Source organism: Sphingomonas sp. Ell38C01, assembly GCF_055231975.1.
On sequence record NZ_JBUYVA010000001.1, the window covers coordinates 1,981,589 to 2,007,266 of the forward strand.

At 69.5% G+C, this 25,678-nt stretch carries 25 protein-coding genes and 1 tRNA gene; 13 read left to right on the forward strand and 13 right to left on the reverse strand.

Features of this window, described 5'->3' with window-relative positions:
• The first annotated feature begins 94 nt into the window (after positions 1 to 94).
• Genes ACV7NO_RS09390 through ACV7NO_RS09420 form a run of 7 tightly spaced genes read left to right on the forward strand, consistent with a single transcriptional unit; the run spans position 95 to position 7,408 of the window.
• The gene (locus ACV7NO_RS09390) at positions 95 to 370 is read left to right on the forward strand and encodes a hypothetical protein (RefSeq protein ID WP_463405742.1); all 276 of its coding nucleotides are present in this window, start codon (positions 95 to 97) and stop codon (positions 368 to 370) included.
• Positions 367 to 801, forward strand: a complete 435-nt coding sequence (locus ACV7NO_RS09395; RefSeq protein WP_463405743.1) for a periplasmic heavy metal sensor — start codon at positions 367 to 369, stop codon at positions 799 to 801. The genes ACV7NO_RS09390 and ACV7NO_RS09395 overlap by 4 nt, the downstream gene beginning before the upstream one ends.
• On the forward strand, positions 798 to 1,361 hold the full coding sequence (locus ACV7NO_RS09400; RefSeq protein ID WP_463405744.1) for an RNA polymerase sigma factor: 564 nt from the start codon (positions 798 to 800) through the stop codon (positions 1,359 to 1,361). Before ACV7NO_RS09395 ends, ACV7NO_RS09400 begins: the two co-directional genes overlap by 4 nt.
• A 53-nt stretch (positions 1,362 to 1,414) precedes the next feature.
• Positions 1,415 to 1,753 carry a hypothetical protein gene (locus ACV7NO_RS09405; protein WP_463405745.1) on the forward strand — a complete coding sequence of 113 codons (339 nt, stop codon included), beginning with the start codon at positions 1,415 to 1,417 and terminating at the stop codon, positions 1,751 to 1,753.
• 50 nt (positions 1,754 to 1,803) lie between these two features.
• Positions 1,804 to 3,066 carry a TolC family protein gene (locus ACV7NO_RS09410; protein WP_463405746.1) on the forward strand — a complete coding sequence of 421 codons (1,263 nt, stop codon included), beginning with the start codon at positions 1,804 to 1,806 and terminating at the stop codon, positions 3,064 to 3,066.
• Positions 3,063 to 4,214: an efflux RND transporter periplasmic adaptor subunit gene (locus tag ACV7NO_RS09415; RefSeq protein ID WP_463405747.1), complete on the forward strand. Its 1,152-nt coding sequence runs from the start codon at positions 3,063 to 3,065 to the stop codon at positions 4,212 to 4,214. Before ACV7NO_RS09410 ends, ACV7NO_RS09415 begins: the two co-directional genes overlap by 4 nt.
• Positions 4,211 to 7,408 (forward strand): efflux RND transporter permease subunit, encoded by a 3,198-nt coding sequence (locus ACV7NO_RS09420; protein ID WP_463405748.1) that lies wholly within the window; start codon positions 4,211 to 4,213, stop codon positions 7,406 to 7,408. Before ACV7NO_RS09415 ends, ACV7NO_RS09420 begins: the two co-directional genes overlap by 4 nt.
• A gap of 45 nt (positions 7,409 to 7,453) precedes the next feature.
• Here the strand turns inward: ACV7NO_RS09420 and paoC are convergent, their stop codons facing one another.
• The 4 genes from paoC to ACV7NO_RS09440 all read right to left on the reverse strand — a co-directional run bounded on the left by paoC (position 7,454) and on the right by ACV7NO_RS09440 (position 13,404).
• Positions 7,454 to 9,646, reverse strand: a complete 2,193-nt coding sequence (paoC, locus tag ACV7NO_RS09425; RefSeq protein ID WP_463405749.1) for an aldehyde oxidoreductase molybdenum-binding subunit PaoC — start codon at positions 9,644 to 9,646, stop codon at positions 7,454 to 7,456.
• Positions 9,643 to 10,593, reverse strand: a complete 951-nt coding sequence (locus ACV7NO_RS09430; RefSeq protein ID WP_463405750.1) for an FAD binding domain-containing protein — start codon at positions 10,591 to 10,593, stop codon at positions 9,643 to 9,645. The genes paoC and ACV7NO_RS09430 overlap by 4 nt, the downstream gene beginning before the upstream one ends.
• On the reverse strand, positions 10,590 to 11,237 hold the full coding sequence (paoA, locus tag ACV7NO_RS09435) for an aldehyde dehydrogenase iron-sulfur subunit PaoA (RefSeq protein WP_463405751.1): 648 nt from the start codon (positions 11,235 to 11,237) through the stop codon (positions 10,590 to 10,592). Before paoA ends, ACV7NO_RS09430 begins: the two co-directional genes overlap by 4 nt.
• Before the next feature lie 136 nt (positions 11,238 to 11,373).
• A complete protein-coding gene (locus ACV7NO_RS09440) occupies positions 11,374 to 13,404 on the reverse strand; it encodes a M3 family metallopeptidase (RefSeq protein WP_463405752.1) in 2,031 nt (676 codons plus the stop codon).
• A 164-nt stretch (positions 13,405 to 13,568) separates the two neighbouring features.
• Between ACV7NO_RS09440 and ACV7NO_RS09445 the strand changes: the two genes are divergently transcribed.
• Positions 13,569 to 14,747: an acyl-CoA dehydrogenase family protein gene (locus ACV7NO_RS09445; protein WP_463405753.1), complete on the forward strand. Its 1,179-nt coding sequence runs from the start codon at positions 13,569 to 13,571 to the stop codon at positions 14,745 to 14,747.
• A 160-nt stretch (positions 14,748 to 14,907) separates the two neighbouring features.
• Here ACV7NO_RS09445 and ACV7NO_RS09450 read toward each other — a convergent pair.
• The 6 genes from ACV7NO_RS09450 to ACV7NO_RS09475 form a co-directional block, all read right to left on the reverse strand.
• Positions 14,908 to 14,982: transfer RNA gene (locus ACV7NO_RS09450), tRNA-Glu, on the reverse strand.
• 70 nt (positions 14,983 to 15,052) lie between these two features.
• Complete coding sequence (recJ, locus tag ACV7NO_RS09455; RefSeq protein WP_463405754.1) at positions 15,053 to 16,822, reverse strand: single-stranded-DNA-specific exonuclease RecJ; 1,770 nt, start codon at positions 16,820 to 16,822, stop codon at positions 15,053 to 15,055.
• A 407-nt stretch (positions 16,823 to 17,229) separates the two neighbouring features.
• Positions 17,230 to 17,832 carry a 50S ribosomal protein L9 gene (gene rplI, locus ACV7NO_RS09460; protein WP_463405755.1) on the reverse strand — a complete coding sequence of 201 codons (603 nt, stop codon included), beginning with the start codon at positions 17,830 to 17,832 and terminating at the stop codon, positions 17,230 to 17,232.
• Between the two features lie 12 nt (positions 17,833 to 17,844).
• Entirely contained in the window at positions 17,845 to 18,069 is a 225-nt protein-coding gene (rpsR, locus tag ACV7NO_RS09465) for a 30S ribosomal protein S18 (protein WP_007403456.1), read from the reverse strand.
• A complete protein-coding gene (rpsF, locus tag ACV7NO_RS09470; RefSeq protein WP_463405756.1) occupies positions 18,069 to 18,509 on the reverse strand; it encodes a 30S ribosomal protein S6 in 441 nt (146 codons plus the stop codon). The genes rpsR and rpsF overlap by 1 nt, the downstream gene beginning before the upstream one ends.
• A gap of 145 nt (positions 18,510 to 18,654) precedes the next feature.
• Positions 18,655 to 18,996, reverse strand: a complete 342-nt coding sequence (locus ACV7NO_RS09475) for an RcnB family protein (protein WP_463405757.1) — start codon at positions 18,994 to 18,996, stop codon at positions 18,655 to 18,657.
• A 178-nt stretch (positions 18,997 to 19,174) separates the two neighbouring features.
• On the opposite strand from ACV7NO_RS09475, the gene fabD reads away from it, so the two are divergent.
• From fabD to mltG, 5 genes are all read left to right on the forward strand, one after another.
• Positions 19,175 to 20,134 carry an ACP S-malonyltransferase gene (fabD, locus tag ACV7NO_RS09480; RefSeq protein WP_463405758.1) on the forward strand — a complete coding sequence of 320 codons (960 nt, stop codon included), beginning with the start codon at positions 19,175 to 19,177 and terminating at the stop codon, positions 20,132 to 20,134.
• 14 nt (positions 20,135 to 20,148) lie between these two features.
• Positions 20,149 to 20,892, forward strand: coding sequence for a 3-oxoacyl-[acyl-carrier-protein] reductase (fabG, locus tag ACV7NO_RS09485; protein ID WP_463405759.1), 744 nt, complete (start codon positions 20,149 to 20,151; stop codon positions 20,890 to 20,892).
• 83 nt (positions 20,893 to 20,975) lie between these two features.
• A complete protein-coding gene (locus tag ACV7NO_RS09490) occupies positions 20,976 to 21,212 on the forward strand; it encodes an acyl carrier protein (protein WP_055930301.1) in 237 nt (78 codons plus the stop codon).
• A 97-nt stretch (positions 21,213 to 21,309) separates the two neighbouring features.
• Positions 21,310 to 22,566 carry a beta-ketoacyl-ACP synthase II gene (gene fabF / locus ACV7NO_RS09495; protein ID WP_463405760.1) on the forward strand — a complete coding sequence of 419 codons (1,257 nt, stop codon included), beginning with the start codon at positions 21,310 to 21,312 and terminating at the stop codon, positions 22,564 to 22,566.
• Positions 22,567 to 22,643: 77 nt separating this feature from the next.
• Positions 22,644 to 23,612, forward strand: a complete 969-nt coding sequence (gene mltG, locus ACV7NO_RS09500; protein ID WP_463405761.1) for an endolytic transglycosylase MltG — start codon at positions 22,644 to 22,646, stop codon at positions 23,610 to 23,612.
• 19 nt (positions 23,613 to 23,631) lie between these two features.
• Here the strand turns inward: mltG and ACV7NO_RS09505 are convergent, their stop codons facing one another.
• The 3 genes from ACV7NO_RS09505 to glk are packed head-to-tail and all read right to left on the reverse strand — an operon-like array spanning position 23,632 to position 25,641.
• A complete protein-coding gene (locus ACV7NO_RS09505; RefSeq protein WP_463405762.1) occupies positions 23,632 to 24,018 on the reverse strand; it encodes a hypothetical protein in 387 nt (128 codons plus the stop codon).
• A gap of 34 nt (positions 24,019 to 24,052) precedes the next feature.
• Positions 24,053 to 24,640: a bifunctional 4-hydroxy-2-oxoglutarate aldolase/2-dehydro-3-deoxy-phosphogluconate aldolase gene (gene eda / locus ACV7NO_RS09510; RefSeq protein WP_463407310.1), complete on the reverse strand. Its 588-nt coding sequence runs from the start codon at positions 24,638 to 24,640 to the stop codon at positions 24,053 to 24,055.
• Positions 24,641 to 24,657: 17 nt separating this feature from the next.
• On the reverse strand, positions 24,658 to 25,641 hold the full coding sequence (gene glk / locus ACV7NO_RS09515; protein WP_463407311.1) for a glucokinase: 984 nt from the start codon (positions 25,639 to 25,641) through the stop codon (positions 24,658 to 24,660).
• Positions 25,642 to 25,678: the final 37 nt, after the last annotated feature.

The window sequence follows — 25,678 nt, forward strand, 5'->3', positions numbered from 1 at the left end:
ACCGGACCAGCCTTGCGGTGACGACCGGGTGAACGACAGCGTCTGAGGGACGGGGCGCCGCGCTGCGTATAGTCCCTCGAGAACGGAGATCACGATGAACGAGCCCCTTGATCCGATGCTGATGCGGCTGCGCGAGATGACGGTGCCGGCCGCGCTCGACACGCTGGAGGACGGGGTCTTCGCCGCGATCGGGGATGCGGCGCGCGACGCGTCCGCGACGCGGCGGGCGGGTTTGCTCTCGATCGGTGCGGCGTTGGTGCTCGGGGTCGTCGGCGGGGGACTTGCGGGCGGCGCGGCGACGCCGGCACGGGCGATGCCGATCGGCGTGGATGGTGCGCTGGCGCCGTCGACGCTGTTGCTGGGGCGATGACGGTGCGGCGGACGCTGACGATCGTGGTGCTGGCATTCCTGGCGGCGCTGGCGGGGGCGGCGATCGGGTGCTGGATCATGATGCCGCGCGCGTCGACCGGCACCGAGCTGCACGCGCTGGTGCACCGATCGATCGCACTGGATGCGGCGCAGGCGGCGCAGCTTGACGGGCTGGAGGCCAGGTTCGCTGTGACGCGCGGTGCGCTGGAGGCGGAGATGCGCGCGGACAACGCCGCGCTGGCCGGCGCGATCGAGCGCGAGCACGCGAACGGCCCCGCGGTGACCGCCGCGGTGGACCGGACGCACCGGACGATGGGCGCGCTGCAGAAGGCGACGCTGGCGCATGTCTTCGCGATGCGGCGCGTGATGCGCGCGGACCAGACCACGGCGTTCGATCGGATCGTTGTTCGGGCGCTGACGCCGAGCTCGTGAACGATGGCCTCGATACCTTGGGCGACGGCGATCTGGTCGCGTCGTATCTGGACGGGCGGCAGGCGGCGTTCGCGATGCTGATGGGCCGGCACAAGCACGCGCTGTACCGGCTGATCGTCGCGCAGACGCGTGATGGCGAGGCCGCGCTGGACCTGTTGCAGGAGACGTTCGTGGCGGCGCACGGGGCGCTGGCGCGGTTCGATCGCGAACGCTCGCTGCGTGCGTGGCTGAGCCGGATCGCGCTCAACAAATGCCGTGATCGGGCGCGCCGGCTCCGGGTACGCGGATGGCTGGCGAAGCTGCTGCCGATCGAGGCGGGGGACGCGGTCGCCGATCCGGGCGTGGATATCGAGGGCGACGCGATCGATCGCGAGCGGCTGGCCCAGACGCTGGCCGCGATCGCACGGCTACCCGCCGCGCTCGCGGAGCCATTGCTGTTGTGCACGGTGGAGGACCTGTCGCAGGCGGAGGCGGCCGAAGCGCTGGGAATCAGCGCCAAGGCGGTCGAGACGCGGATCCGACGCGCCCGGATCGCGCTGGCGGCCGAGATGGGCGCATGACGCGCGGGGCGTCCTTGTCCACGCGCGCGCCTTCGTATACGCTGCGCTGCATCATGGTCCACCGCTCCCGATCGGCGCTGTTCGCGACGCTGCTGGCTCTGCTGGCGGTGATCGGCATGGCGTCGCTAGCGGGCGTGCATGCGGCGACGATCCATGACGACGAGCCGACGCATGTCGTCGCGTCGGCCACGTCGTCCCTATCGTCGGCAGCGGACGATCTGGAGCACAGCGTGCATCTGGCGGCGCATGTCGTCGGGCATGGGCTGGCGATGCCGGTCGCGGCGTCGGCGCCGCGGCTGTCGCGCGCGCGCGTGACGGCATGGCCGATGGCCGACCTGTCGGGGCTGCCCGGCGACCTTTCCGTCTCGCTGTTGCGACCGCCCAGAGCATGAGCGCGCGCGTGCCGCCGGCACGCGCGAACCGCTCATGACGAGGACGATCGATGACAAAAGGCTTTACCGGCCGGCTGCGCGCACGGGCGCTGGCCGGTCCGCTTGCGGCGCTTGCGCTCGCGGGCCCGGCGGTGGCGGATCCGGCGCCCCCCTTCGCGCAACTGCTGCGGCACGCGGATGCGTCGCCGCGGCTTGCGGCGATGGCGGCGGAGATCGAGCGCGCTGAGGGCCTGGCGGAGCAGGCCCGCGCGAGACCCAATCCAAGCCTCAGCATCTACACGGAAAATGTCGCTGGATCGTCGCCCTATGCGGGGTTCGGGCGTGCCGAGACGACGCTGCAATATAATCACCCGTTCGAGATCGGCGGCAAGCGCACCGCCCGGATCGCGGCGGGGTCGGCCGGGGTCGTCGCAGCGCGCGCGCGGGGCGTCGAGGGGCGTCTGGCCTATGCCTATGAGCTTGCGCGCGCCTATGTCGCGGTCGAGGTGGCGGGCCGCCGGATCGGGTTGGCCGAGGACGAGGTCGAGGAAGCGACCGCGGACCTGACCGTCGCGAAGGCGATGGTCGCGGCCGGCCGGGAGGCGCGGCTGCGCGCGTTGCAGGCCGAAACCGCGCTGAACGCGAATGCGGCGGACCTGGCGACGGCGCGGGCGAACCATGCGGTGGCGCTGGCGCATCTCTCCGCGCTGGCGGGGGTGTCGACGCCGTTCACCGGGCTGGACGAATCGCTGCTCGACCGGATGGCGGCGCGCACGGCGACCGGCCCGGTCGACCCGATGCAGGCGGCGGCGTATCGCGCGGCAGCGGCCGAGCGCGATGCGGCGAGCCTGCGGGTGACGGCCGAGCGCAAGCGTGCGTTGCCCGATCTGAGCGCGCAGCTGGGGGTACGGCGGCTGGAAGCGGATCGCGCGACTGCGCTGGTCGCGGGCGTGTCGCTGCCGCTGGCGCTGTTCGATCGCAATCGGGGGAATATCGCGGCCGCACTGGCAGAGCTGCGCGGCGCGGAGGCGCGGGCGGCGGCCGCGCGGCTGGAGGCGGAGGCGGGCGCGCGATCCGCGGGGTTTCTTGCCGCCGCTGCGGACGCGCGCGCCGACGCGGCGGCGCGGACGATGGCGACCGCGGAGGAGACGTACCGGCTGTCGCGGATCGCGTACGAGGCGGGAAAATCGCCGCTGAGCGAATTGCTCGTCGCGCGCCATGGCCTCGGCGTCGCGCGTGGGGTGGTGCTCGACGCCGCCGCGGCGCGGTTCGAGGCGCGTGCCATGCTTGCCCGGCTTCAGGGCCTGACCATCACCGGAGACCCGGTCCAATGACATCGAAGATCCATGTGCAGGCCGGCGTCGCGCTGGCGCTCGCCGCCGCGGCCGGCTTTGGTGTTGCGCGCTGGACCGCGGCGCCGCCACCGGTCGAGGCGTCCGCGGTCGAGGAGCATGACGCGCCCGTCGACAGCGTCGCGATGACGCCGCAGGGGATCGCGGCGTCCGGCATCGGCATCGGCGCTGCGACGTCGGCGGAGGTCGATGCGGTCGTCTCTGCGGCGGCGACGGTGGAGGCGACGCCCGATGCGGAGGCGGTGCTGACCGCGCGCGCGCCGGGAACGGTGACGCGCATCCTCAAGCGGATCGGCGATCCCGTGGCGGCGGGCGAGACGATCGCACTGGTCGAGAGCCGCGACGCGTCCGCGCTGGTCGCGGATCGCGCGGCGGCGGCGGCGCGGGTGACGCTGGCGGGACGGCAGCTGGCGCGCGAGCGGACGCTGCTGGCCCAGGGCGTGTCGGCGCGGGCGGACTACGAAACCGCGCAGGCCGCGCTCGCGGTGGCGCAGGCGGAGGCGCAGCGGGCGTCGGCGGCGTCGGGTGCGGTGCGAGTGGCGCGCGACGGCCGGTCGGTCGCGGTAGTCAGTCCGATCACGGGGCGGATCACCGCTGCGCCTGCCAATCTTGGGCAGTATGTCGCGGCGGAAACGGCGTTGTTCCGGGTTGCGGATCCGCGGCGGTTGCAGGTGGTGGCGAGCATCCCGGTAGGCGAGTCGGCACGGGTGCGCAGCGGCGACCTGGTCGAGCTGGTAACGACCGACGGGCGGACGATCGCGGGGCGCGTCGGCGCGGCGACGGGGGTCGTCGATCCCGAGAGCCGTGCCGGCACGGTGGTGATCGCGCCAAGTGCGGGGGGCAGCGTGCTCGCACCCGGGCAATTGGTGCAGGCGCGGATCTTCGCGAGCGGCGAGGCGGCGCGCGGCGGGGTCGCGGTGCCGGAGGAGGCGGTGCAGACGCTCGGCGCGCGCAGCGTGGTGTTTGTGCGGACGCCGCAAGGGTTTCGCGCGCAGGATATCCAGACGGGCGCGCGCAGCGCAGGGATGGTCGCGGTGATCGCGGGGCTGAAGGCCGGCACGCCGATCGCGGCGGCGAACGCATTCCTGCTGAAGGCCGAACTCGGCAAGTCCGAGGGAGAGGAGCATTGATAGCGCGCATCCTCTCCGCCTCGGTCCGTGGACGGTGGATCGTCGCGTTCGTGACGCTGCTGATCGTCGGGCTGGGGGCGTGGCAAATCACGAAGCTGCCGATCGACGCGGTGCCCGACGTCACCAACCGGCAGGTTCAGGTCAGCAGCTTCGTGCCCGCGCTGGGGCCGACCGATATCGAAAAGCAGGTGACGTTTCCGGTCGAGACCGCGCTGGCGGGGATTCCGGGCCTGGAGATGACGCGGTCGATCTCGCGCAACGGGTTCAGCCAGGTGACCGCGGTGTTCACCGATGCGACCGACATCTATTTCGCCCGCCAGCAGGTGACCGAGCGACTGGCGCAGGCGCGCGACGGCCTGCCCGCGGGCGTTCAGCCGCGGCTGAGCCCGCTGGCGACGGGGCTGGGCGAGATCTTCATGTATTCGGTCGCGTTCCGGCATCCGCGCGGCAAGGGCGCGACGGTGGCGCCGGGCAGGCCCGGCTGGCAGCGCGACGGCAGCTACCTGACGCCCGAGGGCGAGCGGCTGACCACCGAACTGGCGAAGGCGGCGTATCTGCGCACCGTGCAGGACTGGATCATCCGCCCGCAGATGCGCGGCGTGGCGGGGGTCGCGGGGGTCGATTCGAACGGCGGCTATGTGAAGCAATATGTCGTCGAGCCCAATCTGGGCGCGCTGGCAGGCTATGGCCTGTCGGTGACCGCGCTGGCAGACGGACTGGAGCGCGCGAACCTGTCGGCGGGGGCAAACTATGTCCGGCGGGCGGGCGAAAGCTTTCTGGTGCGCACCGATGCGCGGCTGAAGTCGATCGCCGACATCGAGGATGCGGTGGTCGCGACGCGCGGCGGGGTTCCGGTGCGTGTGAAGGACGTCGGGCGCGTGGTGATCGGCGGGGGCGTACGGACCGGCTCCGGTAGCCTGATGGGGTCGGAAGCGGTGATCTCGACGATCCTGATGCTGGTCGGCGAGAACAGCCGCGTCGTCGCCAATCGCGTGGCGGACAGGCTGGTCGCGGTGAACCGGACGCTGCCCGCCGATGTGATCGCGACGCCGGTCTACAACCGGTCCAAGCTGGTCGATGCGACGATCGCGACGGTGGAGAAGAACCTGATCGAGGGCGCGCTACTCGTCATCGTCGTCCTGTTCCTGCTGCTCGGCAATGTGCGCGCGGCGCTCATCACCGCGGCGGTGATCCCGATCACGATGCTGATGACCGCGACGGGCATGAACGCGCTACGCGTGTCGGGCAACCTGATGAGCCTCGGCGCGCTCGACTTCGGACTGATCGTCGACGGGGCGGTCATCATCGTCGAGAATGCGCTGCGGCGGCTGGCGGAGCGGCAGGCGCACGAGGGGCGGCTGCTGACGCGCGGGGAGCGGCTGGCGGAGACGACGCTGGCGGCGCAGGAGATGGTCCGCCCGACGGTGTACGGGCAGGCGATCATCTTCCTCGTCTTCGTGCCGCTGCTGACGTTCCAGGGGGTGGAGGGCAAGACCTTCGCACCGATGGCGATCACGCTGATGCTGGCGCTGGCATCCGCCTTCGTGCTGTCGCTGACGTTCGTGCCCGCGATGATCGCGATCGTCGTGACCGGGCGGGTGAGCGAAACCGAGGTGCGGCCGATCCGCTGGTTCAAGGCGCGCTATGCCCCGGTGCTGGCGCGGGCGGTGGCGCGGCCGGTGCCGTTCGTGGCGGGGGGCGTCGCGGTGCTCGTCGCCGCGGTGCTGGGGTTCGGCGCGCTGGGAGAGGAGTTCATGCCGCAGCTCGACGAGAAGGACATCACCGTCACCAACTTCCGTATTCCGTCGACCTCGATCGACCAGTCGACGCAGATGCAGCGGCGGATCGAGGACGCGCTGAAGACGCTGCCCGAGGTGGCGCTGGTGTTCTCCAAGAACGGCAACGCGGACCTGGGCACCGATCCGATGCCGCCCAACGCGTCGGACACCTATATCATCCCCAAGCCGCAGAGCGAATGGCCCGACGAGGTGCGCAGCAAGGCGGACATATTGCGCCGTATCGAGGCGCGGATGAAGCCGCTGATCGGCAACCGGACCGAGATCCAGCAGCCGATCCAGATGCGCTTCAACGAACTGATCGCGGGCGTGCGCTCCGACGTCGCGGTCAAGATCTATGGCGACGACCTGGAGGTGATGAGCGCGCAGGCGCAGAAGGTGGCGGCAATGCTGCGCAGCATTCCGGGAGCAGCGGACGTGCAGGCGGAGCAGACCGCGGGTGCGCCGACCTTCGACATCCGCATCGATCGGCAGGCGGCCGGGCGATACGGGCTGAGCGTGGAGGAAGTGGCGAACACCGTCTCGACCGCACTCGGCGGGCGCGAGGCGGGGGTCTTGTACGAGGGCGACCGGCGGTTCGACGTCGTCGTGCGGCTGCCCGATGTCCAGCGCGACGACCTGGAGACGCTGGGCGCGGTGCCGGTGGTGCTGCCGAGCGACGGGAGCCATGTCGATTCGATCCCGCTGCGGCTCGTCGCGCGGTTCGCCTATGCCGAGGGGCTGAACCAGATCAGCCGGGAGAACGGCAAGCGGATGGTGGTGGTGCAAGCTAACGTGCGCGGGCGCGACCTTGGCGGCTTCGTCGCGGAGGCGCAGGCGAAGGTCGGCGCGATGGCGCTGCCCGCGGGAATGTACACGGACTGGGGCGGGACGTTCGAAAGCCTGCAATCGGCGCGGACGCGGCTGATGATCGTCGTGCCGCTGTGCTTCGTGCTGATCTTCGCGTTGCTGTATCTCGCGCTTGGCGGGGCGGCGCCAGCGGCGATCGTGTTCAGCGCGGTGCCGATGGCGCTCGCGGGGGGCGTGTTCGCGCTGTTGCTGCGCGGGATCCCGTTCTCGATCACGGCGGCGGTGGGGTTCATCGCGCTGTCCGGAGTGGCGGTGCTCAACGGGCTGGTGATGATGGGGGCGATCGCGAAGCGGCGCGGCGAAGGGATGGATAGTGCGGATGCGATTCTGGGCGGCGCGATGGAGCGGGTGCGGCCGGTGCTGATGACCGCACTGGTCGCGAGCCTGGGCTTCGTACCGATGGCGCTGGCGACGGGGACCGGGGCGGAAGTGCAGCGGCCGCTCGCGACCGTGGTGATCGGGGGGCTGGTGACGGCGACGGTGCTGACGCTGCTGGTGCTGCCGGCAATCGCGGCGCTGGTGGGGCGGGGGAGGCCTGTCGGCGCCTGAAGATTCCCGTCATCCCGGCGCGGGGCCGGGATGACGGAAGGAGCGTCAGGCGATCGCCAGCCTGTCGAGATACTTGTCGAGGGTGATCGGGTAGTCGCGCACGCGGATGCCGGTGGCATTGTAGATCGCGTTGGCGATCGCCGCACCGACGCCGCAAATGCCGAGTTCGCCGACGCCCTTGGCCTTCATCGGCGAGGACATGGCATCGGCCTCGTCCAGGAAGATCACTTCCTGATGCGGGATGTCGGCGTGGACGGGCACCTCATAGCCGGCGAGATCGTGGTTGACGAAGAAGCCGAAGCGCTTGTCGACCGCGAGATCCTCCATCAATGCGGCGCCCGCACCCATCGTCATCGCACCGATCACCTGGCTGCGCGCCGACTTGGGGTTGAGGATGCGCCCCGCCGCGCAGACCGCGAGCATGCGGCGGATCCGCGTCTCGCCGGTATAGGCGTTGACCGCGACCTCGGCGAAATGGCTGCCGAAGGTCGACTGCTGGTACGTCTTGTCGAGATCGCCATACTCCATGGCGTCCTCCGCGGTCATCGCGCCAGCGTCGGCCAGCTTGGCGCGACGGTTGCCCGCGCGCACCTCGCCATCCGCGAAGGCGACGTCGGTGGCGTTGAAGCCGAGCTTTTGCGCGACCTGATCGCGCAGCTTCGCGCAGGCGGCGTAGACGCCCGCGGTCGAACTGTTCGCGCCCCACTGGCCGCCGGACCCCGACGAGGCCGGAAAGTCCGAGTCGCCGAGCCGGACCGACACCTTGTCGAGCGGGACGCCCATCATCTCCGCGGCGGTCTGCGCGATGATCGTATAGCTGCCGGTGCCGATATCGGTCATGTCGGTTTCGACGACGACGCGGCCGTTGCCGTCCAGCGACACGCGCGCGGCGGACTTCATCACCATGTTGTTGCGGAACGCGGCGGCGACGCCCATTCCGACCAGCCACTGGCCGTCGCGGACCGACCCCGGTTTCACTTGGCGCGCGCTCCATCCGAACTTCGCCGCGCCGTCCTCGAGACATTTCACGAGCTGGCGTTGCGAGAATTTACGCTCGGGCTTGGCGGGATCGACTTGGGTGTCGTTGATGGCGCGGAAGCGGATCGGATCGATCCCGAGCTTCTCCGCCATCTCGTCCATCGCGATCTCGAGCGCCATGAGGCCGGGGGCCTCGCCGGGCGCGCGCATCGCGTTGCCCTCGGGCAGGTCGAGCACCGCGAGGCGCATAGAGGTCAGCCGGTTGGCGCCCGCGTAGAGCAGCTTGGTCTGGGCGACAGCCGTCTCGGGACCGCCGCCGGGAAGGTCGCCCGAGCCGCTTTCATGCGCGATCGCGGTGATCCTGCCGTCCTTCGTCGCGCCGATGCGGATGCGCTGCGCGGTGGCGGGGCGGTGGGTGGTGTTGTTGACCATCAGCGGCCGTTGCAGCGCGACCTTGACCGGGCGACCCGCCGCCTTCGCGCCGAGCGCGGCCATCAGCGCGTCGGATCGCAGGAACAGCTTCCCGCCGAACCCGCCGCCGACATAGGGGCTGTCGATGCGGACATTCTCGGGCGCGATGCCGAGTGTCGCGGCGACTTCGCCCTTGCCCCACGCGATCATCTGGTTCGACGTCCACAGCGTGACCTTGTCGCCGTCCCACGCCGCGATGCTGGCGTGCGGCTCCATCATAGCATGGCTGTGATCGGGAGTGGTGTAGCGCGCGTCAAGCTTCACCGGGGAGGCGGCGAACGCGGTTTCGAAATCGCCGACGCGGTCGACCGGGGGCTTGCCCTCGTCACCCTTGAGCGGGGCGGTCTTCAGCGCGGTGTCGAGGTCGTACGCACCCTTGGCGCGCACATAGTCGACGCGGATCAGGTTGGCGGCGGCGCGCGCCTGTTCGAACGTTTCCGCGACCACGACCGCGATCGCCTGGTGATAGTGCTCGATCTCCGGGCCGCCGAGCAGTTTCGCGGTGTTCATCTTGCCCTTGCCGAGCTTGCCGGCGTTCGCAGCGGTGACGATGGCAAGGACGCCGGGCGCGGCCTTCGCCTGCGCGGTATCCATCGATGCAATCCTGCCCTTGGCGATCGCGGCGCCGACGACATAGCCATACGCCTGGTTCGGTGCGACATCGTGGCGTTCATAGGCGTAGGGTGCGGTGCCGGTCGTCTTGAGCGGGCCGTCGATCCGGTCGGTCGGCTTGCCGATGACCTTCATCTGGTCGATCGGGTTGGTGCCGGCGGGGGTGTCGAACTTCATGCTTTCGTCTCCGCCATCACGGCTGCGAGCGTGCGCTCTGCGAGGGTGACCTTGAATGCGTTGTACTGTGTCGGCTTCGCACCGGCGAAGAGGCGCGCAGCGACCGCCTTCGCGCCCTGCGGCATTGCGGCGTCGGCAGCTTCGGCCCGCCATGGCTTCGGAGCGACTCCGCCGATCGCGACGCGGCCCGAGCCGTCCTTATGGACGATGGCGGCGACCGAGACGAGCGCGAAGGCGTAGGACGCGCGGTCGCGGACCTTATGGTAGACGTGCGTGCCGCCGATCGGCTTGGGCAGCGTCACGGCGGTGATGAGCTCGCCCGGGGCCAGCGCGGTTTCGACATGCGGCGTGGTGCCGGGAAGCCGGTGGAAGTCCGCGATCGGGATCGCGCGCGTCTTGCCGGCGGCGTCGACCGTTGCGACCGTGGCGTCGAGCACGCGCATCGCGACGGCCATGTCGCCGGGATAGGTGGCGATGCACGCCTCGCTGGTGCCGACCACGCCGAGCTGGCGACTATACCCGCCGATCGCGGCGCAGCCCGAGCCGGGCTTGCGCTTGTTGCATGCCTGGTTGGTGTCGTAGAAATAGGGGCAGCGGGTGCGCTGGAGCAGGTTGCCCGCGGTCGTCGCCTTGTTGCGGAGCTGGCCCGAGGCGCCCGCGACGATCGCACGCGACAGGACGCCGTAGTCGCGACGGACGCGCGCGTCGGACGCCAGCGCGGTGTTGGTGACCTGCGCGCCGATGCGCAGGCCGCCGTCCGCGGTCTTTTCAATCGTATCGAGGCCGAGGCCGCCGACGTCGATCAGGTGCTGCGGCGTCTCGATCTCAAGCTTCATCAGGTCGAGCAGGTTGGTGCCGCCCGCGATGAACTTCGCGCCCGGCGTGCGCGCAACCGCGGCTGCCGCGGCGGCGGGGGAGGTGGCGCGTTCGTAGCTGAAGGGCTTCATGCCTTGGCTCCCGCCTTCTGCCCGGCGACGTCGGCCATCGCGTCGAGGATGTTGGAATAAGCGCCGCAGCGGCAGATGTTGCCACTCATCCGCTCGCGCATCTCGTCGTCGGAGAGCTGCGGCTTCGCGGTCAGGTCCGCAGTGGCGTGGCTGGGGATGCCCTTGCGGATCTCTTCGAGCACGGACACCGCCGAGCAGATTTGGCCGGGGGTGCAGTAGCCGCACTGGTAGCCGTCATGCACGACGAACGCGGCCTGCATCGGGTGAAGCTTGTCGGGCGTGCCGAGGCCCTCGATCGTTGTGACGTCGTCGCCCTCGTGCATCACCGCTAGCGACAGGCACGCGTTGATCCGCTGGCCGTCGACGATGACGGTGCACGCGCCGCACTGGCCATGGTCGCAGCCCTTCTTGGTGCCGGTGAGCTGGAGATGCTCGCGCAGCGCATCGAGGAGGGTGGTACGGGTGTCGATCTCGAGCGTGCGGCGCTTGCCGTTTACCTGCATCGACACCTTCGCCATCACCGGCGCGGCGGGGGCGGGGGGCGTCTGCGCGTGCGCGACCGGCACGGCGGTCAGGGCCGCGGTCGCCGCGCTGCCGACGAGAATGCCTCGTCGCGAGATGGCGCATTCGCCGTGATCGCTCATGATGGGTCTGATCCTTGCAAATGCCCGACGGCGCACCCTGGAGAGGGGCGGTCAGGCGCGGTAGATTGAGGGAACGCGATACGCTTGCAGGAGAACAGCGTCGGCGCGGATATTGTTCCGGACCGACGCCTTCGGGCTATACCAGTCCGTGGCGGACGAGCATCGCGGCGGGATCGGGATCGCGCCCGCGGAACGCGCGAAAGCTCTCCGCGGCGGGGCGGGTGGCGCCGCGCGACAGGACCGCGTCGCGAAAGCCGTCGCCGGTCGCACGATCCACCAGCCCGGCTTCGGCGAACGCAAGGAAGCCGTCCGCGGCGAGGACCTCGGCCCACAGATAGCTGTAATAGCCCGCGGCATAGCCGCCCGCGAAGATATGACTGAACGCATGCGGGAAGCGGTGCCATTCGGGAGGACGGATCACCGACACTTCGTCGCGCACGGCCTCGATCACCTCGATCGGGTCGGAGCCCATCGTGCCGAGGTGGAGGAGCAGATCGAACATCGCGAATTCGACCTGGCGGACGATGAACATTCCCGACTGGAAGCGGCGCGCGGCGACCATGCGATCGAACAGGTCCGCGGGGAGCGGCGCGCCGGTGCGGTGATGGCCCGACATGCCGGTGAGCACGGTGCGGTCCCACGCGAAGTCCTCCATCAGCTGGCTGGGAAGCTCGATCGCATCCCACTCGACGCCGCTGGTCCCCGCGATGCTCGGCCGGTCGACCTGCGTGAAGAGGTGGTGAAGGCAGTGGCCCGTCTCGTGGAGCAGCGTAACGACGTCGTTGTGGCTGAGCAGCGACGGCGTCTCCGCGCCCTTCGGCGCGAAGTTGCAGGTGAGGTAAGCGACCGGGCGGGTCGCGACGTTGCCGTCGCGAAGCCGGGCGCGGGCCTGCGCCATCCACGCGCCGCCGCGCTTGCCCGCGCGCGCGTGGAGATCGACATAGAGGCCCGCGAAGACGCTGCCTTCTTCGTCGGCGACGTCGAAATAGCGCGCGTCGGGGTGCCAGGTCGCGACGTCCGCGCGCTCGACCAGGCGAATGCCGAAGAGGCGGGTCAGCAGCGCCTGCCAGCCCTCTATCACGCGCTCGACCGGGAAATGTGCGCGGATCTCCTGCTCGTCGAGCGCATGATGCGCCTGCTTGAGGCGGTCCGCGGCGAAGCCTGCGTCCCAGGGCTGGAGATCGTCGATACCGAGTTCGGCGGACGCGAACGCGCGGAGTTCGGCGAGGTCGCGCTCGGCGGCGGGCTTCGCACGGCGGGCGAGGTCGCGCAGGAAGGCGAGGACCTCGCCCGCGTTGGGCGCCATCTTGGTCGCAAGCGACAGTTCGACCGGATCGGTGAAGCCGAGCAGTTGTGCGGCTTCGCGCCGGAGTTCGAAGATGCGTGCGATCCGGGCGGAATTGTCGAACCGGCCGGCGTGCGGGCCGCGATCCGAAGCGCGGGTGCCGAAGGCCTCGTAGACGCGCGCGCGCAGGTCGCGGTTCTCGGCGAAGGTGAGGATCGCGGCGACGCTGGGCTGGTGGAGCGTGACCAGCCAGCCGTCGAGGCCGGCGGCCTGCGCGGCGGCGGCGAACATCTCGAGGTCGGCCGCCGATATGCCCGCGAGCAGCGCGGCGTCGGTGAGGTGTTCGCTCCACGCCTCGGTCGCGTCGAGGACGGCGCTGCCGAACTCGGTCGAGAGTGCTGACAGCTCGACCGAGATCGCGCCGAAGCGTTCGCGATCCGCCGCGTCGAGCGCGACCCCGGACAGCGTGAAGTCGCGGATCGCATGCTCGACCGCGACCCGGTCGGCCTGCGGAAGCCCGGCGAAATCGGGCGACGCGGACAGCGCGACGAGCGTGTCGTACAGGTCGCGGTTCTGGCCGACCTTCATCGCGTTCTCGACCAGCCGTGCCTGCCCGGCGGCGTGCGCCTCGCGCAGTGCGGGCGTGTCGGCGACGCCGTGGAGGTGCGCGACGGTGGACCAGATCGCGTCGAGTGCGGTGTCGGCGCGCTCCAGCGGCAACCACGCCGCCTCGAAAGCGGTCGGGCGCGATGCGGTAATCGCGGCGATCGTCGCCTCGTGCTCGGCGAGTGCGGCGTCGAGCGCGGGGGCGATTCCGTCTGCGGTGATCTCCGGAAAGCGCGGCAACGCGAGCGTGTCGAGAAGCGGGTTGTCGGTCGGCATCATGGAAATCCTGTCGCTGCGGCGCGTCGGCACCTTATTGACCGGCCTGACGGTGCGGTGCAATCAACCCGGACTTAGGTATTCGAAAGCCCGGTTTCCATCACCCGGCGACATCGGCCGGGGAGAGATGCATTGGGTATTCCGTCGAGCAAGGCTGCGGGTCGATGAGTGGCGTCGGGATGGCGCGGACGCTGGCGATCGCGGACCGGGTGGAGGCGTTCGTCCGCGATGTCGTCGTGGCGTACGAGCGCGATCCCCGGCGCGATCATCATGACTGCCCGACCGACGCATTGGTCGACGAACTGCGCGGAAAGGCGCGTGCGGCGGGCGTGTTGACGCCGCACATCCTGGCGGACGGCGCGCACCTGTCGCAGCGGGAGACCGCGATCGTCCTTGCGCGCACCGGCCTGTCGCCACTGGGCCCGCTGGCGTGCAACACGGCGGCGCCCGACGAGGGCAACATGTACCTGCTGGGCAAGGTCGGCAGCGACGACGTCAAGGCGCGCTTCCTCGCGCCGCTGGTCGAGGGGCGCGCGCGATCGGCGTTCTTCATGACCGAGCCGGCGAGCGAGGGCGGGGCGGGCAGCGACCCGTCGATGATGAAGACGACGTGCCGCCCCGACGGCAACCACTGGGTGATCGACGGGCGCAAGGCGTTCATCACCGGCGCGGACGGCGCGACGGTGGGTATCGTGATGGCGAAGGCGGAGGAAGGCGCGTGCCTGTTCCTGGTCGACCTGCCCGATCCCGCGATCACGATCGAGCGCGTGCCCAACACGATCGACAGCTCGATGCCCGGCGGCCACGCGACCGTGCGGATCGACGGGCTGCGCGTCCCGGCGGACCAGATGCTGGGGCATGCGGGCGAAGGGTTTCGCTATGCGCAGATCCGGCTGGCGCCGGCGCGGCTGTCGCACTGCATGCGCTGGTACGGCGCGTGCGTGCGCGCCAACGAGATCGCGACCGACTATGCGAACCGGCGCCACGCATTCGGCAAGCCGCTGGTCGATCACGAGGGCGTCGGCTTCATGCTGGCGGAGAACCTGATCGACCTGAAACAGGCCGAGCTGATGATCGACTGGTGCGCGGGCGTGCTGGATACGGGTGCGATGGGGACGGTCGAGAGCTCGATGGCGAAGGTCTCGGTCAGCGAGGCGCTGATGCGCATCGCGGACAAATGCGTGCAGGTGATGGGCGGATCGGGCGTGACCGACGACACGATCGTCGCGCAGGTGTTCCGCGAGATCCGCGCATTCCGCATCTATGACGGTCCGACGGAGGTGCACAAATGGAGCCTCGCCAAGAAGATCCGGCGCGACTGGAAGGCGGCGCGCGGCGACTGACCGGGCGGCGGTCGCTGCACGGCGCCCACCGGCGATCAGTACGGAAAACGCGCGCGACGGGCGAAGCTGGCGCGTGTGGGCAATGCCGGGGGCAAGCTCGCGGCGCCGGCAGGGGCAAACGGGAAAAGTCGCATCGTCAAGAACCGCTGATTTCCGCGGCTGGTGACCCCTACGGGAATCGAACCCGTGCTTCAGCCGTGAAAGGGCCGCGTCCTAACCGCTAGACGAAGGGGCCGCGCCGTTGGCGTGCCGAGGCCGGGTACGGAAATGGGGGGGCGGGGTCAAGCGCGATGTGCGCGGCGGATTCAGTCGGCCCAGGCGGCGTCGTCGACATGCATCTCCGCGGTGTCGCGGCCCGACCAGTCGTCGCGGCGGATGCGGCCGGCGATCCAGAGGTGGCGGTGGGGTGGGGCGGCGAGGAGGGCCTGGCCGAGCGGGGTTTCGGCGGCGCGGAAGGCCATCGCCTTCAGGCTGCGGCCGTCATTGCCCGCCACGATCAGGCGGATATGCCCGCCGGTGCCGACGATGTCGGCCTTCACGATTCGCACCGGCCCCGCGATGATGCGCGGCTGCGGCCAGCCGGTGCCGTAGGGGCCGCCGACCTCGAGCGCGTCGACCAGCGTGGGCGTGACCCCGCCGGGTGCGACGACGCTGTCGATCGAAAGCGCGCGCGAATCGCCTGCCCGCGCGACCGCGGCCGCAAGGCGGTCTTCGAGGAAGGCGGCTAGATCCGGGATGCGCGCGGCGTCGATCGTCAGGCCCGCGGCCATCGCGTGTCCGCCGCCAGCGATGAGGATACCGTGCTCTTTCGCGGCAAGGATCGCCTGGCCGAGATCGACGCCGGGGATCGAGCGCGCGGAGCCCTTGCCGATGCCGTGCTCGTCGATCGCGATCACCACCGCCGGGCGCGACAGCTTTTCCTTGAGGCGGCCTGCGACGATGCCGATGACGCCGGGGTGCCAGCCCTGCCCCGCGACGACGGTGACCGCGCCGGGGGTGCCGAGCATCATCTCGGCGGCCTCCTGCACGCCGGCCTCGATCGCGCGGCGCTCCTCGTTGAGCTGGTCGAGCTCCTGCGCGATCGCGCGCGCTTCGGCGGGATCGTCGGTGGTCAGCAGGCGGACGCCGAGATCGGAGCGGCCGACACGGCCACCGGCATTGATTCGGGGGCCGAGCGCGAAGCCCAGGTCCGTGCAGGTCGGCGCGCGGGTGAGGCGCGAGGCCTCGATCAGCGCGGCGAGCCCGATGTTGCGGCGGTTCGCCATCACCTTCAGCCCCTGCGCGACGAAGGCGCGGTTGAGCCCGCGGAGCTGTGCGACGTCGGCGACGGTGCCGAGCGCGACGAGATCGAGCAGGTCGAGCAGCCTGGGCTCGGCGCGGGTGGCGAAGGCGCCGCGCGTGCGCAGCGTGCGGACGAGTGCCGCCGCGAGCAGGAAACAGACGCCGACCGCGGCGAGGTGGCCGTGCGCGGCGCCTTCGCCCTCGTCGAGGCGGTTGGGGTTGACGACCGCGCGCGCGAAGGGGAGCGCGCTGGCGCATTTGTGATGATCGACGACGACGACCTCGACGCCGGCGTCGCGGGCGGCATCCAGCGCCTCGAACGCCTGCGCGCCGCAATCGACGGTGACGATCAGCGTGGCGCCGTCGGCGGCGAGGCGGCGCATCGCGGTCTCGGTCGGTCCGTAGCCCTCGGTCATCCGGTCCGGGATATAGACGCGCGGCGTGATGCCGAGATCGCGCAGGATGCGCGACAGGAGCGCGGCGGAGGTGGCACCGTCGACGTCGTAGTCGCCGAAGATCGCGATCGATTCGTTCGCCGCGATCGCGTCGGCGAGGCGCGCGGCGGCGGCGTCCATGTCGCGGAAGATCGAGGGATCGGGCATGAAGGCGCGGATCGATGGGGTGCGGTGGCGATCGAGATCCTCGCGCGTCGCGCCGCGGGCGAGGAGGAGCGTCGTGACGAGATCGTCGGGCACGAGCCCGTCACGCTGGTCGTCGGCGAGCGCGCGCCAGCGCCAGGGCTGGCCGCTAAAGGAGCGTTCGACGTCGAGAACGGTGGCGAGGGGGGACGACATCGGGGCGCTATGGCACGGAACGTGCCGGAGCGGGACAGATGCGTGGCCGGTTTCGTGCAACCAATCGGGGCAATGGTGCATTTCGCGGGCTGAAATCCTACCGTCTTTACCGGGTGCAGCGATGAAATCGATCATGCCTTTGTTGTTCGCGCTGGTTCCGCTGGCTGCGGTGATCGGGGCGTGCGTGGCGTGTCCTTGAGGCGTCTGTCGCTGGTGTTTCGAGACTTCGGTTCGCGTCCGATCCGCGGCTCGGCTTTTGGTCGCTTCGGAGAGAAGAAGCCGGATCCCGGATCAAGTCCGGGATGACGATGGCTTTCCGGGTCGACCGTGAGCTTCCATCGGACACGAAAAGGCCTCCGGGATCGCTCCCGGAGGCCTTTTCGTGTCCGCAGGGACGACGTGGAGCGTCAGCCCTGCGCCGGCTCCTCGTCGGACGGGTTCGACTGCACTTCGGCAGTCGCGCCCGGCTCGGCGTTGGGATCGTAATCCTCGACGAAGCCGGCCTCGTCCTTCTCGAACATCGCCGACATGACGTCGACGCCCTGCGCCTGCATCTCGGCCTCTTCGGGCGAACGGGCGACGTTGACCTTGACGGTCACCGACACCTCGGGATGCAGCGCGACCTTCACCTCGTACACGCCGATCGACTTGATCGGCTTGTTGAGGACGATCGCCGACTTGGCGACCTTGTGGCCATCGGCGTTCAGCGCATCGATCAGATCGCGCACCGCGACCGAGCCGTAGAGCTGGCCGGTGTTCGACGCCTGACGGATCAGCGTGACCTGCGCGTCCTTGAACGAGCCCGCGTCCTTCTCGGCATCGGCGCGACGGGTCGCGTTGTCTGATTCGATGCGGGCACGGTTCGCCTCGAACACCTTGCGGTTGGCTTCGTTGGAGCGAAGCGCCTTCTTGTTCGGCAGCAGGAAGTTGCGGGCGTAGCCGTCCTTGACCTTCACCACGTCGCCGATGGCGCCGAGCTTTTCGACGCGCTCAAGCAGAATGACGTCCATATCCAGGACTCCTTACTTAACGACGTAGGGCAGCAGGCCCAGATGACGCGCGCGCTTGATGGCCTGAGCCAGCTCGCGCTGCTTCTTCGCGCTCACCGAAGTGATGCGCGAGGGGACGATCTTGCCACGCTCGGACACGAAGCCCTGGAGCAGCCGGACGTCCTTGTAGTCGATCCGGGGGGCATCCTTGGCCGAGAACGGGCAGGACTTGCGGCGGCGGAAAAACGGACGGGCCATTATTCGGCTCCCTCTTCACGGTCACGACGGGGGCCACGATCGGGGCGGTCGCCACGATCGCCGCGCGGGCCGCCGTCACGGCCGCCTTCACGATCGCCACGACGCTCACGGTCGCGCTCCTGCTTGCGCATCATCACGGTCGGGCCGGCTTCCAGCTCGTCGACCTTGACGGTCATGTAGCGGATCACGTCCTCGTTGATCTGCGTCTGGCGCTCCAGCTCGGCGACCACGTTGCCGGGGGCGTCGATCTCGAGCATCACGTAGTGCGCCTTGCGGTTCTTGGCGATGCGATACGCCAGGCTGCGCAGGCCCCAGCTCTCGGTCTTCATGACCTTGCCGTCGTGATCGGTGACGATCTTGCTGGCGGCTTCCGCCAGCGCGTCCACTTGCGCCTGTGCCAGATCCTGGCGCGCAAGGAACACGTGCTCGTAAAGAGCCATGCTTCTTCCTTCATTGGCCGATCGCTGACATGGCGCCCTTCGCCATGCCCCTCCGGCTGTCTTCATCAAATGCACGCCGGGGCAGGAAGCGCGTGCTTCCCACCCCGGCTTTGTGCCAATTAGTGGAAGTTTGTGGAAAGGCAAGTCAGAAGCGACCGCCGATCACGCGCACCACGGTGCCGTTGTTGCGGACCAGGACGGCGTCACGGCCCGAGCGCGCCCAGTAATGCCCGCGCGGCGGCGCGGCGAGGCGATAGGTGCGGAAGTCGCGGACGACGCGGTAGTTGGTCGCCTGACGGCGATCGAAGCGCTGGCCGGCGCGCCAGCCCCGCGGCTGGACGGTGCGCGTGGTAACGACGGTGCGGCCGTTCGGGCGTTCCTTGACGGTCGTCACGGTGCGATGCTGCGGTGCCGCCTCGGCTGCGGTCGCCATGACGGGGCCGAAGGCCAGCGTGGCGGCGATCGCGCTCATCAGAAAGGTCTTCATGATCTTCACTCCCATGTGATCCAAGGCGCCGGGCTGGCCGGCGTCTGGAATGAAGATGGGAGGGAGTTGTATCAGACCCGTCCCACCCCGCCCGCGAAAGTGTCGCGGGGTGTCCCACCTTGCGGAGCTTCGTTCAGCTTTCTAGGGCGCGGAGCACGAAGTGGTGAGAGGATCGGTCATGCGTGCGTTCATTTTTCCGGGGCAGGGCAGCCAGGCGGTCGGCATGGGGCAGGCGCTCGCGGCGGCCAGCCCGGTCGCGCGCGCGGTGTTCCAAGAGGTCGACGACGCGCTTGGCCAGTCGTTGTCGCGGCTGATGGCGCAAGGGCCCGTCGAGGAGTTGACGCTGACCGAGAACGCGCAGCCCGCGATCATGGCGAACGCGATCGCGACGCTGAGGGTGCTCGAGACCGAAGGCGGGGTCCGGCTGTCGGACAAGGCGGACTATGTCGCGGGACATTCGCTCGGCGAGTACAGCGCGCTGTGCGGTGCGGGCGCGCTCGACCTGGCGACGACCGCGCGGCTGTTGCGGACGCGGGGCGCGGCGATGCAGGCGGCGGTGCCGGTGGGCGAGGGCGCGATGGCGGCGCTGCTGGGCGCGGATCTGGAGATGGCGGCGACGATCGCGGGCGCGGCGGTCGATTCGATCCTGGCGGAGGGAGGCGGCACGCTGGTGTGCACCGTCGCCAACGACAACGACCCGTCGCAGGTGGTGATCTCGGGCCACCGCGTCGCGGTCGAGCGGGCGGTGTCGCTCGCCAAGGAGATGGGCGCGAAGCGCGCGGTGATCCTGCCCGTCTCCGCGCCGTTCCACTGCGCGCTGATGCAGGACGCCGCCGACGTGATGGACAACGCACTGCTCGACGCGGACCTGTCCGCGCCGTTCGTGCCGGTGTGGTGCAACGTCGACGCCGCGCCGATCGCGACGCCGGGCGAGATCCGCGTGGCGCTGGTGGCGCAGGTGACGGGCATGGTGCGGTGGCGCGAGTCTGTGCTCGCAATGCAGGGCGCAGGCGTGACCGAGTTCGTCGAGTTCGGCGGCAAGGTGCTGACCCCGATGGTCAAGCGCATCGCCCCGGACGCGACCGCGACGAGCGTGGTGTCGATGGACGATATCGAAGCGATGCTGAAGACGCTGTGACGAAGGAAAACACGATGTTCGACCTGACAGGCATGACTGCGCTGGTGACCGGCGCTTCGGGAGGAATCGGATCGGCGATCGCGCGCGGGCTGGCGGCGCAGGGCGCACGGATCGCGGTGTCCGGGTCGAATGTGGAGAAGCTGGAGGCATTCCGGGCGTCGCTCGGCGGCGAGGGGCACGTCGCGGTGCCGTGCGACCTGTCGGACGCGGCCGCGGTCGACGCGCTGGTGCCGCAGGCGGTGGCGGCGTTGGGCGGGCGGCTCGACATCCTCGTCAACAATGCCGGCGTCACGCGCGACAACCTGGCGATGCGGATGAAGGACGATGAGTGGGACACCGTCATCCGCGTGAACCTGGAGGCGGCGTTCCGGCTGATCCGCGCGGCGGCCAGGCCGATGATGAAGGCGCGGTTCGGGCGGGTCGTCTCGATCACCTCGGTCGTCGGGCAGACGGGCAATCCGGGACAGGCGAACTATGCCGCGTCGAAGGCGGGGCTGGTCGGCATGTCGAAGGCGCTGGCGCAGGAGCTGGCGTCGCGCAACATCACCGTCAACTGCGTCGCGCCGGGCTTCATCCGGTCGGCGATGACCGATACGCTGCCCGATGCGCAGAAGACGGCGCTGACCGCGCGGATTCCGGCGGGCGACCTGGGAACGGGCGAGGACATCGCCGCCGCGGTCGTCTATCTGGCGAGCCGCGAGGCGGGCTATGTCACCGGCCAGACGATCCATGTGAACGGCGGGATGGCGATGGTGTAGCCTCACAAGGCTTGCGCCGGACCGATGCGCGTTCTACCTGCGTTCAGGAATCACGAACCCCCACAAGTTGAAGAGGGAATGCCATGAGCGAGACCGCCGACCGCGTGAAGAAGATCGTCGTCGAGCACCTCGGCGTCGAAGCCGAAAAGGTGACCGAGGATGCGAGCTTCATCGACGACCTCGGCGCCGACAGCCTCGACATCGTCGAGCTGGTCATGGCGTTCGAGGAGGAATTCGGCGTCGAGATCCCCGACGACGCCGCCGAGAAGATCACGACCGTGAAGGACGCGATCACCTATATCGACGAGCACAAGGCCTAAGGCCCAACGTCGCCTCAGGGGCTGCGTTTGAACGGCTCTCCGTCCCCGGCTAGAGGGCGGGGGGCCGTTTTGTTTTGAGTTAGAGATTGGAGTTGCCATGCGGCGTGTCGTCGTAACCGGACTGGGCCTTGTCACACCGCTGGGTGCGGACGTGGAGACGGCGTGGGCCAACCTGCTTGCCGCCAGGTCGGGCGCCGGTCCGATCACGCGCTTCGATGCGTCCGACCAGAAGTGCCGGATCGCTTGCGAGGTGAAGCCGGCGGGGCACGAATATGGCTTCGACCCCAATCTGCGCGTCGATCACAAGGTGCAGCGCCAGGTCGATCCGTTCATCATCTACGGCATCGACGCGGCCTCGCAGGCGCTCGAAGACGCTGGCCTGACCGAGATGAGCGAGGAAGATCGCCTGCGCACCGGCGTATCGATCGGCTCGGGCATCGGGGGGCTGCCGGGGATCGAGCTCGAATCGGTCAATCTGCACGAGCGCGGTCCGGGCCGGGTTAGCCCGCACTTCGTCCATGGTCGGCTCATCAACCTCATCAGCGGTCAGGTTTCGATCAAATACGGCCTGATGGGGCCGAATCACGCGGTCGTCACCGCCTGCTCGACGGGCGCGCATTCGATCGGCGACGCGGCGCGGATGATCAAGGACGACGATGCCGACGTCATGCTGGCAGGCGGCTCCGAAAGCACGATCAACCCGCTGGGCGTCGCAGGGTTCGCGCAGGCCCGCGCGCTCAACATGAGCATGAACGATCGTCCGACCGAGGCGAGCCGGCCCTATGATCGGGACCGCGACGGCTTCGTGATGGGCGAGGGCGCGGGCGTCGTCGTGCTGGAGGAATATGAGCACGCCAAGGCGCGCGGGGCCAAGATCTATGCCGAGGTGGTGGGATATGGCCTGTCGGGCGACGCCTATCACGTCACCGCCCCGCATCCCGAGGGCAAGGGCGCGGAAATCGCCATGCGCATGGCGCTGCGCAAGGCCGGCATGGAGCCGTCCGATATCGACTATATCAACGCCCACGGGACCTCGACGATGGCCGATACGATCGAGCTGGCCGCGGCGAAGCGCGTGTTCGGCGACGACCTGTCGGGCGCATCGATGTCGAGCACGAAATCGGCGATCGGGCATCTGCTGGGCGGCGCCGGCGCGGTCGAGAGCATCTTCTGCATCCTGGCGATCCGCGACCAGATCGTGCCGCCGACGCTGAACCTCGACAATCCCGACGAAGGCTGCGCCGGGGTCGACCTCGTCCCGCATGTCGCGAAGAAGCGGCAGGTGAAGGCGGTGCTGAACAACTCGTTCGGGTTCGGCGGGACCAATGCGTCGCTGGTGATGAAGGCGATTTGACGGCGGCATAATGTACCCCCGCGAAGGCGGGGATCCAGTCTGGACCCCTGCCTGCGCGGGGGTACAAAAGGTAAGTGATGCGCAAAGTCGGTTGTCTCGGTATCGTTCTCGGCCTGCTCGCGATCCTTGCGGTCGTCGTGGTCGGGCAGCAGTGGAAGGGCACCGGGCCTGCCGACAAGCCGGTGAGCGTCGTCGTGCCGCAAGGTGCGTCGCTCGCGGCTGCCGCCAATGAGCTTGAACAGGCGGGCGCGATCGTCTCCGCGCGCCGGTTTCGGGTGTTCGCGCGCATCTTCGGATCGGGTGCGCCGATCAAGGCGGGTGAATATGCCGTGCCCGCGCACGCCAGCGCCGCGGACATCCTTGCGATGCTGGAGGCGGGCAAGACGCTCCAACGGCTGGTCGCGGTTCCCGAGGGGTATCCATCGGTGATGGTGCACGAGGCGCTGGAGAAGGCGGACGGGCTCGTCGGCGACGTCGCGGTGCCGGCGGAGGGGTCGGTGCTGCCCGACAGCTATGCGTTCCAGCGTGGCGATACGCGGGCGGCGGTGCTGGCACGGATGCAGGCGGCGATGCGCGACTATCTCGCGGAGGCGTGGAAGGCGCGCAAGCCGGGGATCGCGGTGACGACTCCCGGGCAGGCGATCATCCTCGCCTCGATCGTCGAGAAGGAAACGGGCAAGCCGTCCGAGCGGCGGACCGTCGCGGCGGTCTATGGCAACCGGTTGAAGCGCGGGATGCCGTTGCAGGCGGATCCGACGGTGATCTATCCGATCACCAAGGGGCGTCCGCTCGGGCGGCGGATCCTGCGGTCCGAACTTCAGGCGAAGAACGGGTACAATACCTATGCGGAGGCGGGGTTGCCGGTGGGGCCGATCGCCAATCCGGGGCGCGCGAGCATCGATGCCGTGCTCGACCCGGCGCAGTCGAACGCGCTGTACTTCGTCGCGGACGGGACCGGGGGGCATGTGTTCGCCAACACGCTGGAGCAGCATAACGCGAACGTCGCGAAATGGTATGCGATCCGGAAAGCGCGCGGGGAGATGTAGCGCGCAGGCGCGTCCGCGGTCAGGCGCAGCGGCGCAGCGGCGTCCATTCCCGATCGATCCAGGCGAGCGCCTCGTCCCAGTCGATGAAGGTCCGGAACTGGGCGGTGGACAGGATCCGGTTCGCCTGCATCCGGTTGAGATTGGCGGCGACGACCGTCGCGACCGGGCCTGTCGTGATCCGGGCGCTCTTCTGCGACAGGAGCTCGAGGCCGCTGGCGACCTCGCCCGCCTGAATCGGGAAGGCGCGGCAATCGATGACGGTCGCGAAATGCCCCGACGACAGGCGGGTCCTGGTGAACACCGCGAGCGCGGCCACCGAGAATTTGGCGAGCGTGGCGAGGGACCAGAATCCCTCGGCCCGCACATGCATCACCCGCGCATCGGCATCGAAGCGAAACTCGAACATCCCCCCTCATGCCACGGGAGGAATGAACAACCCGTCACCGCAGCGCGGTCGCGGCCCGCGCCTTCGCCTCGACATCCGCCATCGACGCGCCGGCCGGCGTCACCCAGCTTCCGCCGACGCACAGCACCTTTTCGAACGCGAGCCAATCCGTCGCGCTTGCCTCTGTGATGCCGCCGGTGGGACAAAAGCGGCACTGGTAGAACGGGGCGGCGAGGGCCTTGAGCGCCTTCAGCCCGCCCGAGGTTTCGGCGGGGAAGAACTTGAAGTGCGTGAGGCCGAGATCGAGCCCGCGCATGATGTCACCCGCCGTCGCGATTCCGGGGAGGAAGGGGACACCGCTGGCGATGATCGGATCGGCGAGCCGTTCGGTGAGGCCCGGCGAGACGATGAACTCCGCGCCCGCGTCCATCACCTGCGCGAACTGCTCGGTCGAGACGACGGTGCCCGCGCCGACGATCGCGCCGGAGACCCGCTTCATCTCGCGGATCGCGTCGAGCGCGGCGGGAGTGCGCAGCGTGACTTCCAGTACCCTGAGGCCGCCGGCGACGAGCGCTTCGGCGAGCGGGCGGGCGGTGGCGACGTCGTCGATGACGAGGACGGGGATGACGGCGCTGGTGCGCATGATTTCTGCGATGTCGGTCACGACGTGGGCTGCTCCTGTGTATGTTCTTGGGCAAAGGCGGCCGCGGCGCCGAACAGGCCGGGCTGGGGATGGGTGATGAGCTTGACGGGAATCCCGGCCATCATCGTCTGGAACCGGCCCTTGGCGACGAAGCGCTGGTCGAAGCCGGAGCGGATCAGCTTGTCCTTGATGCGCAGGCCGAGTCCGCCCGCGATGACGACGCCGTTCGCGCCGTGTGCCAGCGCGAGATCACCCGCGACCGCACCCAATGCGAGGCAGAAGCGGTCGAGCGCGGCGAGCGCGATCGAATCGCTGCCGTCGAGCGCCTCGGTCCAGATCGTCTTGTCGTCGCGGCTGGGGACGGGGCGACCCTCGAGTTCGGCGAGCGTCTCGTAGATCGCGACGATCGCGGGGCCGGCGACGACGCGCTCGGTCGACACGCGCGTGTACTTCTGGCGAAGGCGCCTGAGGATCGCGTCCTCGATTCCGTCGAGCGGGGCGTAATCGACATGCCCGCCCTCGGTTGGAAGAACATGGTACGCGCCGCCCTTGCGGAACACCTGCGCGACGCCGAGCCCGGTGCCGGGGCCGCAGACTGTGGTGACGCCCTCGGCGGGGATCGGCGTATCGGGCCCGCACAGATGGATGAAATCGTCATGCGGGAGCTGGCCGACCGCGTGGCCCACCGCACCGAAATCGTTGATGATCGTGTAGGTGCGCGCGCCGAGCCGCTCGGGGATCAGCGACGGGCGAATGACCCACGGATTGTTGGTCAGCCGGATCACGTCGCCGGTGATCGGCGACGCGACCGAGATCGCGGCCGCGTCGGGAAGCGGCGCACCGTGCTGGGTGGCGAAGGCCTCCCAGGCGGTCTGGAGGCTGGCATGTTCGGCGGTCTTCAAGGTGACGGGGTCGGCGAGCGAGACGACCCGTCCGCCTGCGACCTTGGCGATCGCGAAGCGGGCGTGGGTCCCGCCGATGTCTACGCTTACGACCTGCATCATGCCTTCTCCGTCATGCCGGCCCCTTCGGTGGAGC

Excerpts from the sequence above, each read along its gene's own strand:
- ACV7NO_RS09390 (WP_463405742.1), top strand. The coding sequence starts at position 95 with ATGAACGAGCCCCTTGATCCGATGCTGATGCGGCTGCGCGAGATGACG.
- ACV7NO_RS09395 (WP_463405743.1), top strand. The coding sequence starts at position 367 with ATGACGGTGCGGCGGACGCTGACGATCGTGGTGCTGGCATTCCTGGCG.
- ACV7NO_RS09405 (WP_463405745.1), top strand. The coding sequence starts at position 1,415 with ATGGTCCACCGCTCCCGATCGGCGCTGTTCGCGACGCTGCTGGCTCTG.
- ACV7NO_RS09410 (WP_463405746.1), top strand. The coding sequence starts at position 1,804 with ATGACAAAAGGCTTTACCGGCCGGCTGCGCGCACGGGCGCTGGCCGGT.
- ACV7NO_RS09415 (WP_463405747.1), top strand. The coding sequence starts at position 3,063 with ATGACATCGAAGATCCATGTGCAGGCCGGCGTCGCGCTGGCGCTCGCC.
- paoC (WP_463405749.1), bottom strand. The coding sequence starts at position 9,646 with ATGAAGTTCGACACCCCCGCCGGCACCAACCCGATCGACCAGATGAAG.
- ACV7NO_RS09430 (WP_463405750.1), bottom strand. The coding sequence starts at position 10,593 with ATGAAGCCCTTCAGCTACGAACGCGCCACCTCCCCCGCCGCCGCGGCA.
- paoA (WP_463405751.1), bottom strand. The coding sequence starts at position 11,237 with ATGAGCGATCACGGCGAATGCGCCATCTCGCGACGAGGCATTCTCGTC.
- ACV7NO_RS09440 (WP_463405752.1), bottom strand. The coding sequence starts at position 13,404 with ATGCCGACCGACAACCCGCTTCTCGACACGCTCGCGTTGCCGCGCTTT.
- ACV7NO_RS09445 (WP_463405753.1), top strand. The coding sequence starts at position 13,569 with ATGAGTGGCGTCGGGATGGCGCGGACGCTGGCGATCGCGGACCGGGTG.
- recJ (WP_463405754.1), bottom strand. The coding sequence starts at position 16,822 with ATGTCGTCCCCCCTCGCCACCGTTCTCGACGTCGAACGCTCCTTTAGC.
- rplI (WP_463405755.1), bottom strand. The coding sequence starts at position 17,832 with ATGGACGTCATTCTGCTTGAGCGCGTCGAAAAGCTCGGCGCCATCGGC.
- rpsR (WP_007403456.1), bottom strand. The coding sequence starts at position 18,069 with ATGGCCCGTCCGTTTTTCCGCCGCCGCAAGTCCTGCCCGTTCTCGGCC.
- rpsF (WP_463405756.1), bottom strand. The coding sequence starts at position 18,509 with ATGGCTCTTTACGAGCACGTGTTCCTTGCGCGCCAGGATCTGGCACAG.
- ACV7NO_RS09475 (WP_463405757.1), bottom strand. The coding sequence starts at position 18,996 with ATGAAGACCTTTCTGATGAGCGCGATCGCCGCCACGCTGGCCTTCGGC.
- fabD (WP_463405758.1), top strand. The coding sequence starts at position 19,175 with ATGCGTGCGTTCATTTTTCCGGGGCAGGGCAGCCAGGCGGTCGGCATG.
- fabG (WP_463405759.1), top strand. The coding sequence starts at position 20,149 with ATGTTCGACCTGACAGGCATGACTGCGCTGGTGACCGGCGCTTCGGGA.
- ACV7NO_RS09490 (WP_055930301.1), top strand. The coding sequence starts at position 20,976 with ATGAGCGAGACCGCCGACCGCGTGAAGAAGATCGTCGTCGAGCACCTC.
- fabF (WP_463405760.1), top strand. The coding sequence starts at position 21,310 with ATGCGGCGTGTCGTCGTAACCGGACTGGGCCTTGTCACACCGCTGGGT.
- mltG (WP_463405761.1), top strand. The coding sequence starts at position 22,644 with ATGCGCAAAGTCGGTTGTCTCGGTATCGTTCTCGGCCTGCTCGCGATC.
- ACV7NO_RS09505 (WP_463405762.1), bottom strand. The coding sequence starts at position 24,018 with ATGTTCGAGTTTCGCTTCGATGCCGATGCGCGGGTGATGCATGTGCGG.
- eda (WP_463407310.1), bottom strand. The coding sequence starts at position 24,640 with ATGCGCACCAGCGCCGTCATCCCCGTCCTCGTCATCGACGACGTCGCC.
- glk (WP_463407311.1), bottom strand. The coding sequence starts at position 25,641 with ATGCAGGTCGTAAGCGTAGACATCGGCGGGACCCACGCCCGCTTCGCG.